This is a genomic window from Thalassovita autumnalis (assembly GCF_001458255.1).
Taxonomy (GTDB): domain Bacteria; phylum Pseudomonadota; class Alphaproteobacteria; order Rhodobacterales; family Rhodobacteraceae; genus Thalassobius; species Thalassobius autumnalis.
Window position 1 is genome coordinate 117,928 of the sequence record NZ_CYSB01000010.1, and the last position, 18,583, is coordinate 136,510.

An 18,583-nucleotide genomic window follows, 5' to 3' on the forward strand; every position below is an offset into this window, starting at 1 on the left:
GAGAGCTGATATGTCCCGCGTTAAAGGTGGTACCACGACTCACGCCCGCCACAAGAAGGTCATTAAGGCAGCAAAAGGCTATTACGGCCGCCGCAAGAACACCTTCAAGGTCGCCCGTCAGGCCGTTGACAAGGCGAACCAGTACGCAACCCGCGACCGTAAGAACCGCAAGCGTAACTTCCGTGCGCTGTGGATCCAGCGTATCAACGCTGCTGTACGTGCACATGACGAAGCGCTGACATACTCGCGTTTCATCAACGGTCTGGGCCTGGCTGGCATCGAAGTTGACCGTAAAGTACTGGCCGACCTGGCCGTACATGAGCCCGACGCTTTCGGCGCAATCGTCGAAAAAGCCAAGGCCGCTCTGGCGTAAGCCAAGCACTCGGTTACAAGATCAAAGGCGGTGCCCCCGGGTGCCGCCTTTTTCTTTGTTTATCAGGATTTCGCCGTGGTGGACGCGGCATCAGCAATTTTGAGGCTGTTATGACAACTGATCGATCCCCTACGCTGCATATGCTCTGTGGCAAAATCGCCTCGGGCAAGTCGACGCTTTGCGCCCGGTTGAGTGCGGCGCCGGGCACGGTTCTCTTGTCTGAGGATGATTGGCTGGCCGCGCTTTATGGGGATCAGATGCAAACGCCGCAGGATTTCCTGCGCTGTTCGGCGGCGCTGCGCTCGGTCGTTGGGCCGCATGTGGTGCAGTTGCTGGCTGAGGGCCTGTCGGTGGTGTTGGATTTTCAGGCCAACACAGTGGCAAGCCGGACATGGATGAAGGGGCTGCTGGCGCAGACAGGGGCCGATCATCAGCTGCATGTGATGACCACACCGGATGCGCTGTGCCTGCAACGTCTAAAAGCCCGCAATGCGGCGGGGGAACATGCCTTTGCCGCGACGGAGGCGCAGTTTGCCCAGTTTGCCAAACACTACGCCGAACCCACCGCTGAGGAAGGGTTCAACATTGTGCTGCATGACGCAAGCTAGCGGCGTCAGTGCGCGTGTTGAAGCGCTGTTTGTCTGAAGCACCCCGATCCAAATTCGCCTAGCGGTGCGCAAATGTGCCGCCGCCGCGTTGTTTTGTGCCTGAAGGGCCGCATTGCTTGACAGTGACGGGCGGCGCCCTGTTTGCTGTTGTAAATTATAGCCATTTGGATTGTGCGATGACTGCTTTTTACCCTCTGGACCCGGAAACGCTGAGCATTCCGCAGCAGCGCGCCAAGGAAATTGGCGCCACTTTGGCGGCGGAGTATCAGGCGCAGGCGCCTTATCACTACACCAGCGTCGACAATTTTCTGCCGTTGGAGGTGCTGGAAAAGGTGCGGGCTGAGGTGATGGCGCTGCCGGATCAGGATCCGGAGTTTTCCAGCGGCAATGAAAAGCTCAAGACCTCCTATAACCCCGACCGTCTGCCGCCCTACACCCGCTCGGTGTTTCAGGCGTTGAACGCGCGACCTTTCATTCAGTTTCTGGAAAACATGTCAGGCATCAAAGGTCTGATCCCCGATCCCTATTTCATGGGCGGCGGCATTCACCGGATCAACACCACCGGGTTCTTGGACATCCATGCGGACTTCAACCACCATTCGATCATGAACCTGGAACGGCGCCTCAACGTGCTGATCTACCTCAATCCTGACTGGCAGGAGGACTACGGCGGATCCTTTGAGATCTGGACCAATGACATGAGTGAGAAGGTGGAAAGCTTCGTGCCGATCATGAACCGGATGTGCTGTTTTTCCACCGGGAATAACACCATGCATGGCAACCCAGAACCGGTGAACCATCCGGACGGTCTGCCGCGGCTGTCCATTGCGCTTTATTACTACACAGCCACCTGGGAAGAGGGGCGCACGGCGCAGTCCACCGTGTTCAAGCGTCGCCCCGGCAGTGAGGATGCGCGCAGCTATGAAGGCACGTTGCGGGTGGTGCGCGGTGTGGTGCCGCCGGTGCTTTATCGCAAGACCAACAATCTGATCCGCAAGCTGCGCGGCGTTGACCGCGCCAAGTAGAGCGGCGGAGTTGTGCCTCCGTTGCGTCTGGGTCTCAACCCGGGCGCGCCCCTGTGTCCAACCCTTGCGTTTTATGGCTCTGCTCGCTAGCAGGGGCGTAACGGAATTGGAGGGGTCGGATGGACGATCTGAAACAGAAATACCTCAGCGCGATTGCCGATGCCGGTGATGAAGCCGCGCTAGAGGATCTGCGCCTGCAGGCAGTGGGTAAAAAGGGCGAGGTCAGCCTGAAGATGCGCGAGCTGGGCAAGATGACGCCAGAAGAGCGCCAGGTGGCAGGCCCGGCACTGAACGCGCTGAAAGATGAGATCAACTCGGCCCTGGCCGCGAAGAAAGCCGCACTTGCCGATGCCGCGCTGGAAGAGCGTCTGCGCACCGAATGGCTGGATGTGACCCTGCCGGGCCGGACCGAGCGCCGTGGCACCATCCACCCGATTTCGCAGGTCAGCGAAGAGATCGCTGCGATCTTTGCCAATCTGGGCTTTGCCGTGGCCGAAGGCCCGCAGATCGAGACCGATTGGTACAACTTCGACAGCCTGAACATCCCGCCGCATCACCCCGCGCGGCAGGAGTTTGACACCTTCTACATGAACCGTGCCGAAGGCGACGACCGCCCGCCGCATGTGCTGCGCACCCACACCTCGCCGGTCCAGACCCGCGCGATGGAAAAACAGGGCGCGCCGATCCGTGTGATCGCGCCGGGCCGTGTGTACCGTTCGGACTATGACCAGACCCACACGCCGATGTTCCACCAGGTGGAGGGGCTGTGCATCGACAAGGACGTGTCGATGGCGAACCTTAAGTGGGTGCTGGAAGAGTTCTTTGCCGCCTTCTTTGAAATCGATGGCATCAAGACCCGTTTCCGCGCCTCGCACTTCCCGTTCACGGAACCGTCGGCCGAGGTGGATATCCAGTGTTCCTGGGTTGATGGCCAGCTGAAGATCGGTGAAGGCGATGACTGGATGGAGGTGCTGGGCTCCGGCATGGTGCATCCGAAGGTGCTGGAAGCGGCCGGTGTGAACCCCGACGAATGGCAGGGCTTTGCCTTTGGCATGGGGATCGACCGTCTGGCGATGTTGAAATACGGCATCCCCGACCTGCGCGCCTTCTTTGACAGCGACCTGCGCTGGCTGCGCCACTACGGCTTTGCCTCGCTGGACGTGCCGACCCTGCATGGGGGCCTGAGCCGTTAAGCCAACGCCCGGCCGATAGGCCGGGCAGCGCCCGACCCGCCCCATGGGCGGGCGCTTTACGCCCACCCCGGGACGGGCGCTGCCCTTTGGGCAAGTCCCGAGACATGAGATACTTGCGCGCGATACCGCCGCATCCGAACCGAATATTTGCCAAAAGGGCGCTGAGACATGAAATTCACCCTCTCCTGGCTGAAAGAGCACCTGGACACCCAGGCTAGCCTTGATGAAATCCTCTACGCCCTGACCGATCTGGGTCTGGAAGTGGAAGAGGTCACCGATCCGGCGGCGACTTTGCAGGGCTTCACCCTTGCCAAGATCGAAGAGGCCGAAAAACACCCCGACGCGGATAAGCTGCGGGTCTGTCAGGTCGCCACCGACGAAGGCGAAAAACAGATCGTCTGCGGCGCCCCCAACGCCCGCGCGGGCATCACCGTGGTGCTGTGCAAACCGGGCATGTATATCCCCGGCCTCGACATCACCATCAAGGTGGGCAACATCCGCGGCGTTGAAAGCCACGGCATGATGGCCTCTATGCGTGAGCTGGAACTGGGCGATGATCACGACGGTATCATCGAACTGCCCTCGGGCGAGGTTGGTGAGAGCTTTGCCGATTGGCTGGCCGCCAACATGCCGGAAAAAGTGGATCCGGTGATCGAAATTGCGATCACCCCGAACCGTCCCGATGCTCTGGGTGTGCGCGGCATTGCGCTGGATCTGGCGGCGCGGGGTCTGGGTGAGATGAAACCGGCCAAGACCGCATCGGTCGCGGGCGGGTTCAAATCCACCATCAACGTCACCATTGACGAAGACACCCGCGAAGGCGGCTGTGAGGTCTTTGCCGGGCGTCTGATCAAAGGTGTGAAAAACGGCCCCTCGCCAGAATGGCTGCAGCAGCGTCTGACCGCCATTGGTCTGCGCCCGATTTCGACGCTGGTCGATATCACCAACTTCTTCACCTATGACCGCAACCGCCCGCTGCACGTCTTTGACGCCGATAAGGTCAAAGGCGACCTGCGGGTGCATCGCGCCAAGGGTGGCGAGACCCTGCTGGGTCTGGATGAGAAGGAATACACCTTCTCCGCCGGTCAGGTGGTGATTTCGGATGACAACGGTGTGGAATCCATCGGTGGCATCATGGGGGGTGAGGTGTCTGGCTGTACCGAAGAGACCGTGAATGTCTTCCTTGAGGCGGCGTTCTGGGACACCATTCAGATTGCTAAAACCGGCCGCGCGCTGAAGATCAACTCGGACGCGCGGTATCGCAACGAACGCGGCATTGATCCGGCCTACAACATGCAGGCGATGGAAGATGCCACCCAGATGATCCTGGATCTCTGCGGTGGTGAAGCCTCCGAGGTTGTGGTTGCAGGTGAGGTGCCCGATGTGGCGCGTGCCTATAAGCTGGACACCGATCGCGTGCAGTCGCTGGTGGGGATGGAAATCCCTGCTGACACCCAGCGCGAAACCCTGACCAAACTGGGTTTCGTGATGGAAGGTGACATGGCCCATGTGCCCAGCTGGCGCCCTGACGTGCAGGGTTCTGCCGATCTGGTGGAAGAGGTGGCGCGGGTTGCCTCGCTCACCAAGCTGGAGCCGATCCCCTTGGCGCGCCCCTCGGCCGGGGTGCCACGTCCGACGCAATCGCCCATTCAGCGCCGCGAACAGATCGCGCGTCGCACCACGGCGTCGCTGGGGTACAACGAATGCGTGACCTATAGCTTCATCGACCGCAAATCGGCGGAACTGTTCGGCGGTGGTGACAATGCCACCATGCTGGACAACCCGATTTCTTCCGAGATGAGCCATATGCGCCCGGCGCTGCTGCCCGGTCTGTTGCAGGCCGCGGCCCGCAATCAGGCGCGTGGTTTCAACGATATGGCGTTGTTTGAATGTGGTCCGGCCTTCCACGGTGGGGAGCCGGGCGAACAGCACCTCTTGGTCACCGGCCTGCTAATTGGTCAGACTGGTCCCAAGGATGTGCATGGTGCATCGCGCGCGGTGGATGTTTATGACGCCAAGGCCGATGCCGAGGCGGTTCTGGCTGCGATCGGTGCGCCTGCCAAGGTACAGATCCTGCGCGGCGTGCAGGATTGGTGGCATCCGGGCCGTTCGGGCAAGATTTGCCTCGGCCCCAAAAAGGTGCTGGGCGTCTTTGGTGAGGTACACCCGAAGATCCTGCAGGAAATGGGCGTGAAGGGCCCGGCCGTGGCCTTTACCCTGTTCCCCGAGGAAATCCCGCAGCCGAAAAAGAAATCGGCCACGCGCCCGGCGCTGGATATCAGCGATCTGCAGGCGGTGGAGCGGGACTTTGCCTTTGTGGTGGATGCTGAGGTTGAGGCGCTGACGCTGGTCAATGCCGCGGCTGGCGCCGACAAGGCCCTGATCGAAGAGGTGCGGGTCTTTGACCAGTTCATCGGTGGGTCTTTGGGCGAGGGCAAGAAATCCATCGCCATCACCGTGCGCCTGCAGCCAAGCGATAAGACCCTGAAAGAAAAGGATATCGAGGCTGTGGCAAGCAAGATCGTCGAAAAGGTCAGCAAGGCCACCGGCGGCGCGCTGCGCGGTTAAACCTGATGCAAGAGATCCGATCAGCCCGACCAGATGAGGCAGACGCCTTGGCCGGGCTGATCGACGCGGCCTATCAGCCCTACCGCGACTGTGGCCTTGTGTTGCCCGATGTCAGCGGCGGCTTGGATGAGGCCATTGCGGCCGGACAGGTCTGGGTCATTGGTGAAGTGCCTTTGGGTGTCCTGATGATGGCTACCACGCCACCCGACGCCCATCTGATGAACATCGCCGTCTCTGCCGCTGCCAAAGGGCAGGGGATCGGCGGGCAGCTGATCCGCTTTGCACTGGACCATGCCCGCGCGACGGGGTGCAGCCGGATGGCCTTGGCCACACATAAAGACATCCCCGAAAACGTTGCGCTTTATGAACACCTTGGCTGGCAGGTGACTGCGCGTGACGGCATGAAAGTGCTGATGTCGCGGGATCTGTGACAGGGTCAGTCTGAGAATTTGGCCTCAGGCTTTTGCGCCAGAAATTCGGCCAGCAGATCAAAGACCAGCCGGATGCGGCGGCTGGTGTGCAACTCGCGGTGGGTGGTCAGCCAGACCGGAAAGACCACCGGCGCCAGATCGGGCAGCACACGTTCCACATCGGGGGTGGCAGCGGCCACATCATCAGCCATGGCCGCAATACCAAAGCCCTGGCGTACCAGCTCCCATGAAACCACGCCGCTTTCACTGCCGATGCGAAAGTTATTTTCGCTGATCGGGAAGCCCAGCGGATGCAGGAAACCAAGCATCTGCGTCACGTTACCAAAGCTGATGAAGTCATGGTCGCGCAGATCGTCCAGCGTTTCAGGGCGGCCCTTGCGGTCAAGGTAGTCGGAGGAGGCGTAGAAGTATCCCCGCGCCTCACGCACCAGACGGGCAATCAGATCGGGTTGATCCGGGCGGACGTGGCGGATGGCGATGTCGGCCTCACGTCGCATCAGATCGCGGATGTCATTGGCGGCGACAATGTCAATTTCCAACTGCGGGGCGCGGGCGCGCAGCTCTTTCATGATCGGGGGCAGCAGATAGGCTGAGAAGACATCGCTGGCGGTGATCCGCACCACGCCCTCCACCGCCTGCGATTGGCCCGAGGCAACCAGCGCCACCTGATCAGCGGCGGCGTTCATGGCGCGCACGTGCTGCAGCAGCTCCTCCCCGGCCTGGGTCAGCACCAGATTGCGCCCGACCCGTTCAAACAGCATCAGGTTCAACTCAGCCTCCAGCGCGGTGACCTGACGGCCCAGCGTCGGTTGGGTCAGCCCAAGTTTGCGGGCCGCAGCCGAGAGCGAACCCTCCTCGGCAGTGGCCAGAAAGGCGCGCATATGGTTCCAGTCAAAACTGTTGGCCCCTTGGATCATGGTATCCTCAGCTGCGCCTGAACAGGCGGCGTTTATGCGTTTACGTATGGATGACTTGCAAATTTCCGCAATTTTTATCGCCTTTCTGCATGGCTATCTTCAAGGTGAAAAGATGAGGATGTGCAAATGACGGCTCAAATGACCAATCAGAAGACGGCGAAGTTCTGGGACAACGTGGCGGATGGCTATGTCAAATCCAAGATCGGGGATATGGCGGCCTATGAATATACGCTGGAACGCTCGGCCTCTTATATGAAGGCGACCGATGAGGTGCTGGAACTGGGCTGCGGTACCGGGATGACGGCGGTCCGGCTGGCACCGCATGTGGCCCGTTTCACCGGGTCGGACGTGTCGGAGGGGATGCTGAAACATTGCCGTGCCCGCGCCGAGGAGGCGGGGGCAGAGAACCTGACCTTCACCCAGGCGATGGTGGGCGATCAGACCTTTAAGGGGCAGCAGTTTGATGTGGTGATGGCCCATTCCCTGCTGCATCTGCTGCCGGATCTGGAACAGCGGCTGACCGATATTCGCGACCTTGTGAAACCCGGTGGTCTGCTGATCAGCAAAACCGTCTGTCTGGGCGAAGGACGCAGCCTGAAGGCGCGGGGTATCCGCATGCTGATCCCGATGATGCAGATGGTCGGCAAGGCGCCCTATGTGAACTCCATCTCGGTCTCAGAGTTGGAGGGGCTGTTGACCTGGGCGGGCTTCAAGATCGTGGAAAGCGGCAACTTCCCCAACAAGGTGCCGCCGGCGCGGTATCTGGTGGCCAGAAAGATCTGAGCGCGGTCCTGTGGTCTGATTTGAAACTCCTTCGCTCTGGGCAAGGGGCATGTGGCGGGCTAGACAGGTTTCCAAATGAATGGAGGGCGCGATATGACGCTGAAAGTATACCTGTCTGGCGAGATTCACACCGATTGGCGTGAGCAGATCATTGAGGGCGCAAAAGAGCTGGATGTCAGCTTCTCTTCGCCCAACACCGATCACGATTCCAGCGATGACTGTGGTGTGGCGATTCTGGGCGAGGAGCCAAACAAGTTCTGGCACGACCACAAAGGCGCCAAGCTGAACGCGATCCGCACCCGCACCCTGATTGGTGAGGCCGATGTGGTGGTTGTGCGCTTTGGCGAGAAGTACAAACAGTGGAACGCCGCCTTTGATGCGGGCTATGCCGCCGCGCTGGGTAAATCGCTGATCGTGCTGCACCCGCCAGAGCATCAGCACGCGCTGAAAGAGGTCGACGCGGCCGCATTGGCGGTGGCGGAACAGCCGGGTCAGGTGGTTGAGATGCTGCGCTATGTGCTGACCGGCGCGTTGCCGAAGTGATCACAACAGCCGGGGCAGAGGGGTTCAATGCACCGCTGCCCCTTGAAATCGGGCGCGGATAAGCGTATCTGCGCCCCATCCTGACAGAGAAGACAGACATAATGGCACGTACAAATCCGCTTCAGTTCATTCAGCAGGTCCGCGGCGAAGTGGGCAAGGTTGTCTGGCCGACCCGTCGTGAAGTTCTGCTGACCACCGTAATGGTGTTCATCATGGCCACCGTCACGGCGCTGTTCTTTGCCCTTGTTGATATGGGGATCAAAGGCGGTTTGCGCGGGGTTCTGTCGCTGTTTGGCTGATCCGATCAGGCGCGGCCGGGGGACCGGTATCTGCGCCTTTTCTCTTGAAATCCTGCGCCCTGCGGCGTAGGTGGGAAATCTAACCGGTTAGGGCGTGCGGCGATTCGAGTTGCACGCCGTATTTTTGTTCCGGGTAGCCGCAGATCAGATCTGCGAATGAGTTTTGAATTCCGACCAGAGGGCCAGAGATGCCCAAGGTCGCAGGTGCGGAGACACAGAAGATGGCGAAGCGTTGGTATTCGGTGAGCGTTCTCTCGAACTTCGAGAAGAAGGTGGCCGAGCAGATCCGTACCTCCGTGGAAGAAAACGGTCTGGAAGATGAGATCGTAGAGGTGCTGGTGCCGACCGAAGAGGTCATCGAAGTACGCCGCGGTAAGAAAGTCACCACTGAGCGTCGTTTCATGCCCGGCTACGTGCTGGTGCGCATGGAGATGAGCGATCGTGGCTATCACCTGATTTCGACCATCAACCGCGTGACCGGTTTCCTTGGTCCGCAGGGGCGCCCGATGCCGATGCGCGATGCTGAGGTGAACCAGATCCTCAACCGCGTTCAGGAAGGCGAGGAGCAGCCGCGTACCCTGATCCGCTTCGAAGTGGGTGAGAAGGTAAAAGTGAACGACGGCCCGTTCGAAGACTTCGACGGTATGATCGAAGAAGTGGACGACGAGGCCCAGAAGCTGAAGGTTTCGGTGTCGATCTTTGGTCGCGAAACCCCGGTGGAGCTGGACTTCACCCAGGTGACCAAGCAGGGCTGACCCGCCCCCGCTTGAAGAGACAGAGTTCTGCAAAGCGCGTTCCGATCGGGGCGCGCTTTTGCTGTTGGTGGTGCAATCTTCTCGACCTAACTTTGGCTGGAAAACGCCAATAAAACAGCACCAGATTGCCTGTTCTGCAGCTGCTGGGGCTTGTCAAAACCCGGTCCCCGGTGTAGATCGCGCGTCACTTGCCGCTCATGCGGCGAATCCCTCGTGGGAGGCACGGCCATCGCGATGGTCTAACCCAACCACGGCAACGTAGGCCAAAGGACGCGTCCCGCGGCTGTTTGAAAAGGAAAAGACAATGGCTAAGAAGCTCGTTGGCACCCTGAAACTGCAGGTGCCCGCCGGTCAAGCTAACCCGTCCCCGCCGGTAGGTCCGGCTCTGGGTCAGCGCGGCATCAACATCATGGAATTCTGTAAGGCCTTCAACGCGAAGACCCAGGAAATGGATCCTGGCGCGCCTTGCCCGACCGTGATCAGCTACTACCAGGACAAGTCCTTCACCATGGACATCAAGACGCCGCCCGCGTCTTACTACCTGAAGAAAGCTGCCAAGCTGAAATCCGGCGCCAACAACCCCGGTCGTGAGACCGTAGGTTCGGTGTCCGTGGCTCAGGTGAAAGAAATCGCCGAAGCCAAGATGAAAGATCTGAACGCCAACGACATCGACGCGGCAATGCAGATCATCCTGGGCTCCGCCCGCTCCATGGGCATCGAGGTGAAGTAAGATGGCAAAGCTCGGAAAACGTACCGCCGCTGCGCGTGAAGCTTTCGCTGGCAAAGCAGACGTCACCGTTGAAGAAGCTGTTGCACTGGTGAAAGCCAACGCAACCGCCAAATTCGACGAGACCGTTGAAATCGCTGTGAACCTGGGTGTTGATCCGCGTCACGCTGACCAGATGGTCCGCGGCGTTGTTGGTCTGCCGAACGGCACCGGTAAATCGGTTCGTGTTGCTGTATTTGCACGCGGCCCGAAAGCCGAAGAAGCTCAGGCTGCAGGTGCAGACATCGTAGGCGCCGAAGACCTGATGGAAACCATCCAGGGCGGCACCATCGATTTCGATCGCTGCATCGCGACCCCAGACATGATGCCGGTTGTTGGCCGTCTGGGTAAAATCCTGGGCCCGCGCAACCTGATGCCGAACCCCAAAGTTGGCACCGTGACCATGGACGTGAAAGCGGCCGTGGAAGCTGCCAAAGGTGGTGAAGTTCAGTTCAAAGTCGAAAAAGCTGGTGTGATCCACGCCGGTGTTGGCAAAGCCTCCTTCGACGAAGGCAAGCTGGTTGAAAACATCCGTGCCTTTGTTGACGCGGTTCAGAAAGCCAAGCCCGCAGGCGCCAAAGGTGCCTACATGAAGAAGATCGCAATCTCTTCGACCATGGGCCCGGGCGTTTCTGTCAACGTGGACAACGCCAACGGCAACTGATCTGACGGATCAGATTTGAATTTGAAAGGCGCGCCCCAACGGGTGCGCCTTTTCTTTTGCCTTTGTCGCGCCAGAAAAAGGCGACGCTGCCGGGCGGGCGGTTTTCAGAACATTGTGCTGAAAAAGATGCTGTTTTCCGGCTTGGCGGTTAGGGGCTTGGAAACCCTTTGGCGGCGATGCGCATCAATGATAGGGTCACCGCAATTGCAGCAAGGATCGCGGAACACCGCGGCGTAGGAAGCAGGCATATTTTGGACAGTAAAGCGTTGATTGAACGCGCCAAGACGCTGAAAGGCGATCACCGCGTGGCGCGGATTGAAGAAATTCGAATGATGGCCTTTGCCGCGCTGCATGGCGTGCAGGGGCCATTTGATGCATGGCACTACTATGCTGAGCTGAAGAAGCTTCGGCGCAATCCGCCATCCATTTTGTTCAATGAGGCGTTGGTGGCGACCTGTGTGTTTGGCCAGCTGCGTCCGTCTGGTACTGTGCGGGCTCTCGGAACGTTGAGGGCGCAACGCGAAGAACAGGGGCAATTGCAGGAGTTTCTGGCGTTTGAGGCCCTGCTGGGGGATCGTATCCCGACGAACCACGGATATAGTGGCCAGACCTTCGATACTATGGATCATAGCCGGATATGGGGGGCTGTAGGGGGCCATATCGAGGCCTTGGGCAGGATGGGCTATCGCTGCTTCTTGAACTCGGGCACGTTGCTGGGTGTGGTGCGCGATGGCAAGTTGATCGACCATGATGACGATGTGGATCTGGCACTGATCCTGCAGGCCGACAACGAAGCGGACGCCGCTGAGGAGTGGCGCCAGCTGTGGGCGCGGTTGGGTGAGCTGGGGCTTGATGGGGCTGGTGGTTTGAAATCGCCGGGTATTTACAAGCTCAAAGGGCAGGATGGCTGTGAGATCGATCTGTTCCCGGCTTGGGTGAAAGAGGGCCGCATGTATATTTACCCGCACACGTATGGCGAATTGAGTGCTGATGAGGTTTTGCCCCTGGCGTCCTGCAAGGTTTCTGGCCGTCCGATGCCGGCTGAGCCGGAGAAGATGCTTGCGGTGAATTATGGCCCGGAGTGGCGCCAGCCCGACCCCTATTTCAAGTTTCCCTGGAGCCGTGCGAAGGTGCGGTTTCACAATTTTCTGGAGGCCGTCGCATGAGCGCAGCACGTACCAGCAGAACGGTTTTGACCTACGGCACATTTGATCTGTTTCACTTTGGCCATGTCCGGCTGTTGCAGCGGCTGGCCAAGATGGGCGATCGGTTGATTGTGGCCTGTTCGACCGATGAGTTTAACGCGGTGAAGGGCAAGAAGACGGTTGTGCCTTATGAGAACCGCGTCGAGGTGCTGGAGGCCTGTCGCTACGTGGATCTGGTGATCCCGGAGACCGACTGGGCGCAGAAGCGGCAGGATGTGCAGCTTTATGACGTTGACGTCTTTGCGATGGGCGATGATTGGGCGGGCAAGTTTGATGATCTGGCGGATCTGTGTGACGTGGTCTATCTGCCGCGCACCGAAAACGTCTCAACCACCGATCTGAAACGCGCAGTGATCCGCACCCAGAACGCCAAAGCCTTGGGGTTGCCAGAAAATTTCTCCTTCGCGGACTGATCTTCTTGGCGGTATCGCATCGCCCTTGCCCGCGGTTTTGCAATTTGGCTGATTTTGCTGTAAGGTTGTGGCCGGCGTTACTTTGGCGCCGGTTGTTGGGGCATCCCTCAGGGAATGCAGCTGCCTGTCGGTTTTCCGGCGGGTTTTCCTGTTGGGGACTTGCGCCCGGTCTGTTTTCACAATAATTACCTCTCACGCTTTCAGCGTACGATTCGTCGTGCGCTGTTTTGCGTTTCGTCCAAGACGGTGGGTGACTTCGGTAACGGGGTCTTAATTTCCCTCCTGAGACGGGAATACGACAAAGATTAGCCGAAGGCTTCCTTCGGGTGATGTTGGCGCAGCCCCGTAAAAAGGACCTGAGTGTCGGACCTAGTCCGGCAGACAAGAGCCGGGGGGTAACCCCCAAATTTGGAGTGAAACTGTGGATAGAGCACAAAAAGAGAAGTTGGTCGAAGAGCTCGGCCAGATCTTTGACAGCTCTGGCGTTGTGGTCGTAGCCCACTACGCAGGTCTCACGGTTGCTGAGATGCAGGACCTGCGCGCACGCGCACGTGAGGCTGATGCCTCGGTCCGCGTTGCCAAGAACAGGCTCGCCAAGATCGCCCTTGAGGGTAAGCCCTGTGAAAGCATGGGTGAATACCTGACGGGTATGACCGTTCTGACCTACTCGGAAGACCCTGTAGCGGCCGCTAAGGTTGCTGCTGGTTTCGCCAAGGACAACTCGAAGTTCGAGATCCTCGGTGGTGCCATGGGTGAGAACGCTCTCGACGTTGCTGGCGTTGAAGCCGTGTCCAAGATGCCGTCCCGCGAGGAGCTTATTGCTACCATCGCAGGCATGCTGGGCGCACCTGCTTCGAACATCGCCGGCGCGATTGGCGCACCTGCCTCGGATATCGCGGGCATCCTGTCTACTATCGAAGACAAGGCGGAAGCCGCGTAAGCAACCTAATGATCTGCGTGGGGCGAAGCTCACACGTTGGAACACACTTAAACATACGGAAACAGTACAATGGCTGATCTGAAAGCACTTGCAGAAAGCATCGTGGGTCTGACCCTGCTGGAAGCACAAGAACTGAAAACCATCCTGAAGGATGAGTACGGCATCGAGCCCGCCGCTGGCGGCGCGGTAATGGTTGCAGCTGGCGGCGACGCCGGTGGCGCAGCTGCCGAAGAGAAAACCGAATTTGACGTGATCCTGAAGTCGGCTGGCGACAAAAAGATCAACGTCATCAAAGAAGTCCGCGGCATCACCGGCCTGGGCCTGAAAGAAGCAAAAGAGCTGGTTGAAGCCGGCGGCAAAGCCGTCAAAGAAGGCGTCGACAAAGCTGAAGCCGAAGACATCAAAGCCAAGCTGGAAGCAGCTGGCGCCGAAGTCGAGCTGAAGTAATCAGCGCCGGGGCAACCCGGTTGGCAAAAGATTTGGCTGGGTCCGGGGTTTCTCGGGCCCAGCCGAACCTGTCTTGGCAAGGGCCTCAATCACAAGTGGTGTGAGGTTTTTTCCAAGGTCTGGTTCAGCGATCGGGAGGCCTCTGGTGGGACAGAGGCCATGAATGGATCGAAACTGACCTGTTTCGGATGGGCGTGGCGCCGGGGCCCGACGGCTGCCACAACCGGTTAGAAACGAAAGGTGACACCTGTCATGGCTCAAAGCTTTCTTGGCCAGAAACGTTTGCGCAAATACTACGGCAAAATCCGCGAAGTGCTGGAGATGCCGAACCTGATCGAGGTTCAGAAATCCTCGTATGATCTTTTCCTCCGCTCTGGTGATGCCGAGATGCCGACTGACGGCGAAGGTATCATGGGCGTGTTCCAGTCGGTCTTCCCGATCAAGGACTTCAACGAAACCTCCGTGCTGGAGTTCGTGAAGTACGAACTGGAAAAACCAAAATATGACGTCGAAGAGTGCATGCAGCGCGACATGACCTACAGCGCACCGCTGAAGGTTACCCTGCGTCTGATCGTGTTTGATGTCGATGAAGACACTGGCGCCAAGTCGGTGAAGGACATCAAAGAACAGGACGTCTTCATGGGCGACATGCCTCTGATGACCCCGAACGGCACCTTCATCGTGAACGGCACCGAGCGTGTGATCGTTTCGCAGATGCACCGTTCGCCGGGCGTGTTCTTCGATCACGACAAAGGTAAAACTCACAGCTCGGGTAAGCTGCTGTTCGCCTGCCGCATCATCCCCTACCGCGGTTCCTGGCTGGACTTTGAGTTTGACGCCAAAGACATCGTGTTCGCACGGATCGACCGTCGTCGTAAGCTGCCTGTGACCACCCTGCTTTATGCGCTGGGTCTGGACCAGGAAGGCATCATGGATGCCTATTATGACACCGTCGATTTCAAACTGGAAAAAGGTCAGAAGGGCTGGATCACCAAGTTCTTCCCGGAGCGTGTGCGCGGCACCCGCCCGGCCTATGATCTGGTTGACGCAGGCACCGGTGAGATCATCGCCGAAGCCGGCAAGAAAGTGACCCCGCGTGCGGTCAAGAAGATCCTCGACGAAGGCAAGATCACCGAACTGCTGGTGCCCTTCACCCACATCGTGGGCAAATTCGTTGCCAAGGACATCATCAACGAAGAAACCGGTGCGATCTACGTCGAAGCCGGTGATGAACTGACCCTGGAATACGACAAAGACGGTGAAGTGACCGGTGGTTCCCTGCAGGAGCTGCTGGACGCGGGCATCACCGAGATTCCGGTTCTGGACATCGACAACGTCAACGTGGGCGCCTACATGCGCAACACCCTGGTACAGGACAAGAACCTGAACCGTGAGAGCGCGCTGATGGACATCTACCGCGTGATGCGTCCGGGTGAGCCGCCGACCGTTGAGGCCGCGTCGAACCTGTTCGACACCCTGTTCTTCGACAGCGAGCGTTATGACCTGTCGGCCGTTGGTCGTGTGAAGATGAACATGCGTCTGGCGCTGGATGCTGAGGACACTCAGCGGACCTTGCGCAAGGAAGACATCGTATCCTGCATCAAAGCGCTGGTTGACCTGCGTGATGGCCGTGGCGACATCGATGACATCGACCACCTCGGCAACCGTCGTGTGCGTTCGGTCGGCGAACTGATGGAAAACCAGTACCGCGTTGGCCTGCTGCGCATGGAACGTGCGATCAAAGAGCGTATGAGCTCGGTTGAGATCGACACAGTGATGCCGCAGGATCTGATCAACGCGAAACCTGCAGCGGCGGCTGTGCGTGAATTCTTCGGCTCCTCGCAGCTGTCGCAGTTCATGGACCAGACCAACCCGCTGTCGGAAGTGACCCACAAACGCCGTCTGTCGGCGCTTGGCCCGGGCGGTCTGACCCGCGAACGCGCTGGCTTTGAGGTGCGTGACGTTCACGCCACCCACTATGGCCGTATGTGTCCGATTGAGACGCCGGAAGGTCCGAACATTGGTCTGATCAACTCGCTGGCAACCTTTGCTCGCGTGAACAAGTATGGCTTCATTGAGACCCCTTACCGCGTTGTAAACGAAGGTAAAGTCACCGACGAAGTGCACTACATGTCGGCGACCGAAGAAATGCGCCACACTGTGGCTCAGGCGAACGCCTCGCTGGACGAAGAAGGCCGGTTCCAGAACGAACTGGTGTCGACCCGTCAAGCCGGTGATTACACCCTGGCCCCGCGTGACAACGTTGACCTGATCGACGTGTCGCCCAAGCAGTTGGTCTCGGTCGCAGCCTCGCTGATTCCGTTCCTGGAAAACGACGACGCGAACCGCGCACTGATGGGTTCGAACATGCAACGTCAGGCCGTTCCGCTGCTGCGTGCTGAGGCACCGCTGGTCGGGACCGGTATCGAAGAAGTTGTGGCCCGTGACTCGGGTGCTGCGATCATGGCGAAACGCGCCGGTATCATCGACCAGGTCGATGCCCAGCGTATCGTTATCCGCGCCACCGAAGATCTGGAGCTGGGCGATGCAGGCGTAGACATCTACCGCATGCGCAAGTTCCAGCGTTCGAACCAAAACACCTGCATCAACCAGCGTCCGCTGGTGAAAGTGGGTCAGCGGGTTTCGAAAGGCGAAGTGGTTGCTGACGGTCCGTCCACCGATATCGGTGAACTGGCATTGGGTAAAAACGTGATCGTCGCGTTCATGCCCTGGAACGGCTACAACTACGAAGACTCGATCCTGATTTCTGAGCGTATTGCACGTGACGACGTCTTCACCTCGATCCACATTGAGGAATTCGAAGTCGCCGCCCGTGACACCAAGCTGGGTCCGGAAGAGATCACCCGTGACATCCCGAACGTCGGTGAAGAAGCGCTGCGCAACCTCGATGAGGCTGGCATCGTTTACATCGGTGCGGATGTTGAGCCGGGCGATATCCTCGTCGGTAAGATCACCCCGAAAGGTGAATCGCCGATGACCCCGGAAGAGAAGCTGCTGCGTGCCATCTTTGGTGAGAAAGCTTCCGACGTGCGTGACACCTCGCTGCGCGTGAAACCGGGTGATTTCGGTACCGTTGTTGAGGTCCGCGTCTTCAACCGCCACGGCGTTGAGAAAGACGAGCGTGCCCTGCAGATCGAACGTGAAGAGGTGGAACGCCTTGCACGTGACCGTGACGACGAGCTGGCGATCCTGGATCGCAACATCTACGCCCGTCTGCGCGACATGCTGATCGGCAAGGTTGCTGTGAAGGGTCCGAAAGGCGTGAAACCGTCGTCGGTCATCAACGAAGACCTGCTGGAAACCCTGACCCGTGGTCAGTGGTGGCAGCTGGCCCTGGAAGAAGAGGGTGACGCCCAGATCGTGGAAGCGCTGCATGAGCAGTATGAAGCGCAGAAACGTGCCCTGGACGCCCGCTTTGAAGACAAGGTTGAGAAGGTCCGTCGTGGTGACGATCTGCCACCGGGTGTGATGAAGATGGTTAAAGTCTTCATCGCGGTGAAGCGTAAGCTGCAGCCGGGCGATAAGATGGCGGGTCGCCACGGGAACAAAGGTGTGATTTCGCGCGTTGTTCCGATGGAAGACATGCCGTTCCTGGCAGATGGTACCCCGGTTGACTTCTGTCTGAACCCGCTGGGCGTTCCGTCGCGTATGAACGTTGGTCAGATCCTTGAAACCCACATGGGTTGGGCCGCACGCGGTCTGGGTCTGAAAATCGACGACGCGCTGCAGGACTACCGTCGCACCGGCGATCTGACCCCAGTTCGCGAAGCGATGCAGCACGCCTATGGCGACAACGTCTATCAGGAAGGCCTAGCCAACCTGGAAGAGGCGGATCTGCTGGAAGCTGCAGGCAACGTGACCCGTGGTGTTCCGATCGCGACTCCGGTCTTCGACGGCGCCAAGGAACTGGACGTGAACGACGCGCTGCTGCGTGCTGGCTTCTCGGAATCGGGTCAGTCGATCCTGTTCGACGGCCGCACCGGTGAACAGTTCGCCCGTCCCGTGACCGTGGGTGTGAAATACCTGCTGAAACTGCACCACCTGGTGGATGACAAAATCCACGCACGTTCGACCGGTCCGTACTCGCTTGTTACTCAGCAGCCGCTGGGTGGTAAGGCACAGTTCGGTGGTCAGCGTTTCGGGGAAATGGAAGTTTGGGCGCTGGAAGCATACGGCGCGGCTTACACCCTGCAGGAAATGCTCACCGTTAAGTCGGATGACGTGGCAGGCCGGACCAAGGTCTACGAAAGCATCGTCAAGGGCGAGGATAACTTCGAAGCGGGCATCCCAGAATCGTTCAACGTTCTGGTCAAAGAAGTCCGTGGCCTCGGCCTGAATATGGAACTCCTGGATGCGGAGGAAGAGGAGTGATCCGACGTGGCCGGTATGCCAAGTATGGGTCAAATCTGGCTGTTGCTACTTGTGGCAACAGCTGGGCTTTTCCTCATCGGAGCGTTAATCGCGTTTTTGATTACTTTGGCAAGGCACAGGGAGCCTTCAGACGATCTTTCTGTAATTGGCGTGAAAGGCTTTCTCAGAGAGTTCGCATCCAGATCATGCAAAATATCGTCTGCTCTGATCATCTTATCTTTGCTGATCTTAGCTTTGACCATGGCCGCCTGAACGTGGCTG

At 59.0% G+C, this 18,583-nt stretch carries 19 protein-coding genes; 18 read left to right on the forward strand and 1 reads right to left on the reverse strand.

The features are described 5' to 3' along the window. The first annotated feature begins 10 nt into the window (after positions 1-10). The 6 genes from rplT to TL5118_RS04360 all read left to right on the forward strand — a co-directional run bounded on the left by rplT (position 11) and on the right by TL5118_RS04360 (position 6,198). Positions 11-373, forward strand: coding sequence for a 50S ribosomal protein L20 (rplT, locus tag TL5118_RS04335; RefSeq protein ID WP_058245480.1), 363 nt, complete (start codon positions 11-13; stop codon positions 371-373). Between the two features lie 110 nt (positions 374-483). Further along, the gene (locus TL5118_RS04340; RefSeq protein WP_082626447.1) at positions 484-981 is read left to right on the forward strand and encodes a P-loop nucleotide/nucleoside kinase family protein; all 498 of its coding nucleotides are present in this window, start codon (positions 484-486) and stop codon (positions 979-981) included. A 176-nt stretch (positions 982-1,157) separates the two neighbouring features. After that, positions 1,158-2,006: a 2OG-Fe(II) oxygenase gene (locus TL5118_RS04345; RefSeq protein WP_058245592.1), complete on the forward strand. Its 849-nt coding sequence runs from the start codon at positions 1,158-1,160 to the stop codon at positions 2,004-2,006. Between the two features lie 119 nt (positions 2,007-2,125). Continuing rightward, a complete protein-coding gene (gene pheS, locus TL5118_RS04350) occupies positions 2,126-3,199 on the forward strand; it encodes a phenylalanine--tRNA ligase subunit alpha (protein WP_058245478.1) in 1,074 nt (357 codons plus the stop codon). A gap of 168 nt (positions 3,200-3,367) precedes the next feature. Continuing rightward, positions 3,368-5,767, forward strand: coding sequence for a phenylalanine--tRNA ligase subunit beta (pheT, locus tag TL5118_RS04355; protein WP_058245477.1), 2,400 nt, complete (start codon positions 3,368-3,370; stop codon positions 5,765-5,767). 5 nt (positions 5,768-5,772) lie between these two features. Next, the gene (locus TL5118_RS04360) at positions 5,773-6,198 is read left to right on the forward strand and encodes a GNAT family N-acetyltransferase (RefSeq protein ID WP_058245476.1); all 426 of its coding nucleotides are present in this window, start codon (positions 5,773-5,775) and stop codon (positions 6,196-6,198) included. Between the two features lie 5 nt (positions 6,199-6,203). Here TL5118_RS04360 and TL5118_RS04365 read toward each other — a convergent pair whose 3' ends face one another. Next, positions 6,204-7,115, reverse strand: a complete 912-nt coding sequence (locus tag TL5118_RS04365) for a LysR family transcriptional regulator (protein ID WP_058245475.1) — start codon at positions 7,113-7,115, stop codon at positions 6,204-6,206. A gap of 138 nt (positions 7,116-7,253) precedes the next feature. On the opposite strand from TL5118_RS04365, the gene TL5118_RS04370 reads away from it, so the two are divergent. From TL5118_RS04370 to TL5118_RS04430, 12 genes are all read left to right on the forward strand, one after another. Next, positions 7,254-7,898 (forward strand): class I SAM-dependent methyltransferase, encoded by a 645-nt coding sequence (locus TL5118_RS04370; RefSeq protein ID WP_106404172.1) that lies wholly within the window; start codon positions 7,254-7,256, stop codon positions 7,896-7,898. A gap of 93 nt (positions 7,899-7,991) precedes the next feature. Next, on the forward strand, positions 7,992-8,441 hold the full coding sequence (locus tag TL5118_RS04375; RefSeq protein WP_058245473.1) for a YtoQ family protein: 450 nt from the start codon (positions 7,992-7,994) through the stop codon (positions 8,439-8,441). Positions 8,442-8,542: 101 nt separating this feature from the next. Next, positions 8,543-8,740 carry a preprotein translocase subunit SecE gene (secE, locus tag TL5118_RS04380; protein WP_058245472.1) on the forward strand — a complete coding sequence of 66 codons (198 nt, stop codon included), beginning with the start codon at positions 8,543-8,545 and terminating at the stop codon, positions 8,738-8,740. Between the two features lie 221 nt (positions 8,741-8,961). Continuing rightward, the gene (nusG, locus tag TL5118_RS04385) at positions 8,962-9,495 is read left to right on the forward strand and encodes a transcription termination/antitermination protein NusG (protein WP_058245591.1); all 534 of its coding nucleotides are present in this window, start codon (positions 8,962-8,964) and stop codon (positions 9,493-9,495) included. A gap of 304 nt (positions 9,496-9,799) precedes the next feature. Next, on the forward strand, positions 9,800-10,225 hold the full coding sequence (gene rplK / locus TL5118_RS04390; protein WP_058245471.1) for a 50S ribosomal protein L11: 426 nt from the start codon (positions 9,800-9,802) through the stop codon (positions 10,223-10,225). Position 10,226: 1 nt separating this feature from the next. Next, positions 10,227-10,925 carry a 50S ribosomal protein L1 gene (rplA, locus tag TL5118_RS04395; RefSeq protein ID WP_058245470.1) on the forward strand — a complete coding sequence of 233 codons (699 nt, stop codon included), beginning with the start codon at positions 10,227-10,229 and terminating at the stop codon, positions 10,923-10,925. Between the two features lie 251 nt (positions 10,926-11,176). Then, positions 11,177-12,091: a LicD family protein gene (locus tag TL5118_RS04405; protein WP_058245469.1), complete on the forward strand. Its 915-nt coding sequence runs from the start codon at positions 11,177-11,179 to the stop codon at positions 12,089-12,091. Then, positions 12,088-12,543, forward strand: coding sequence for a glycerol-3-phosphate cytidylyltransferase (tagD, locus tag TL5118_RS04410; RefSeq protein WP_058245468.1), 456 nt, complete (start codon positions 12,088-12,090; stop codon positions 12,541-12,543). Before TL5118_RS04405 ends, tagD begins: the two co-directional genes overlap by 4 nt. A 421-nt stretch (positions 12,544-12,964) precedes the next feature. After that, entirely contained in the window at positions 12,965-13,483 is a 519-nt protein-coding gene (gene rplJ / locus TL5118_RS04415; protein WP_058245467.1) for a 50S ribosomal protein L10, read from the forward strand. A gap of 69 nt (positions 13,484-13,552) precedes the next feature. Continuing rightward, the gene (gene rplL / locus TL5118_RS04420) at positions 13,553-13,930 is read left to right on the forward strand and encodes a 50S ribosomal protein L7/L12 (protein ID WP_058245466.1); all 378 of its coding nucleotides are present in this window, start codon (positions 13,553-13,555) and stop codon (positions 13,928-13,930) included. A gap of 252 nt (positions 13,931-14,182) precedes the next feature. Further along, positions 14,183-18,322 carry a DNA-directed RNA polymerase subunit beta gene (rpoB, locus tag TL5118_RS04425; RefSeq protein WP_058245465.1) on the forward strand — a complete coding sequence of 1,380 codons (4,140 nt, stop codon included), beginning with the start codon at positions 14,183-14,185 and terminating at the stop codon, positions 18,320-18,322. 6 nt (positions 18,323-18,328) lie between these two features. After that, on the forward strand, positions 18,329-18,574 hold the full coding sequence (locus TL5118_RS04430) for a hypothetical protein (protein WP_131727402.1): 246 nt from the start codon (positions 18,329-18,331) through the stop codon (positions 18,572-18,574). The last annotated feature ends 9 nt before the right edge of the window (positions 18,575-18,583 follow it).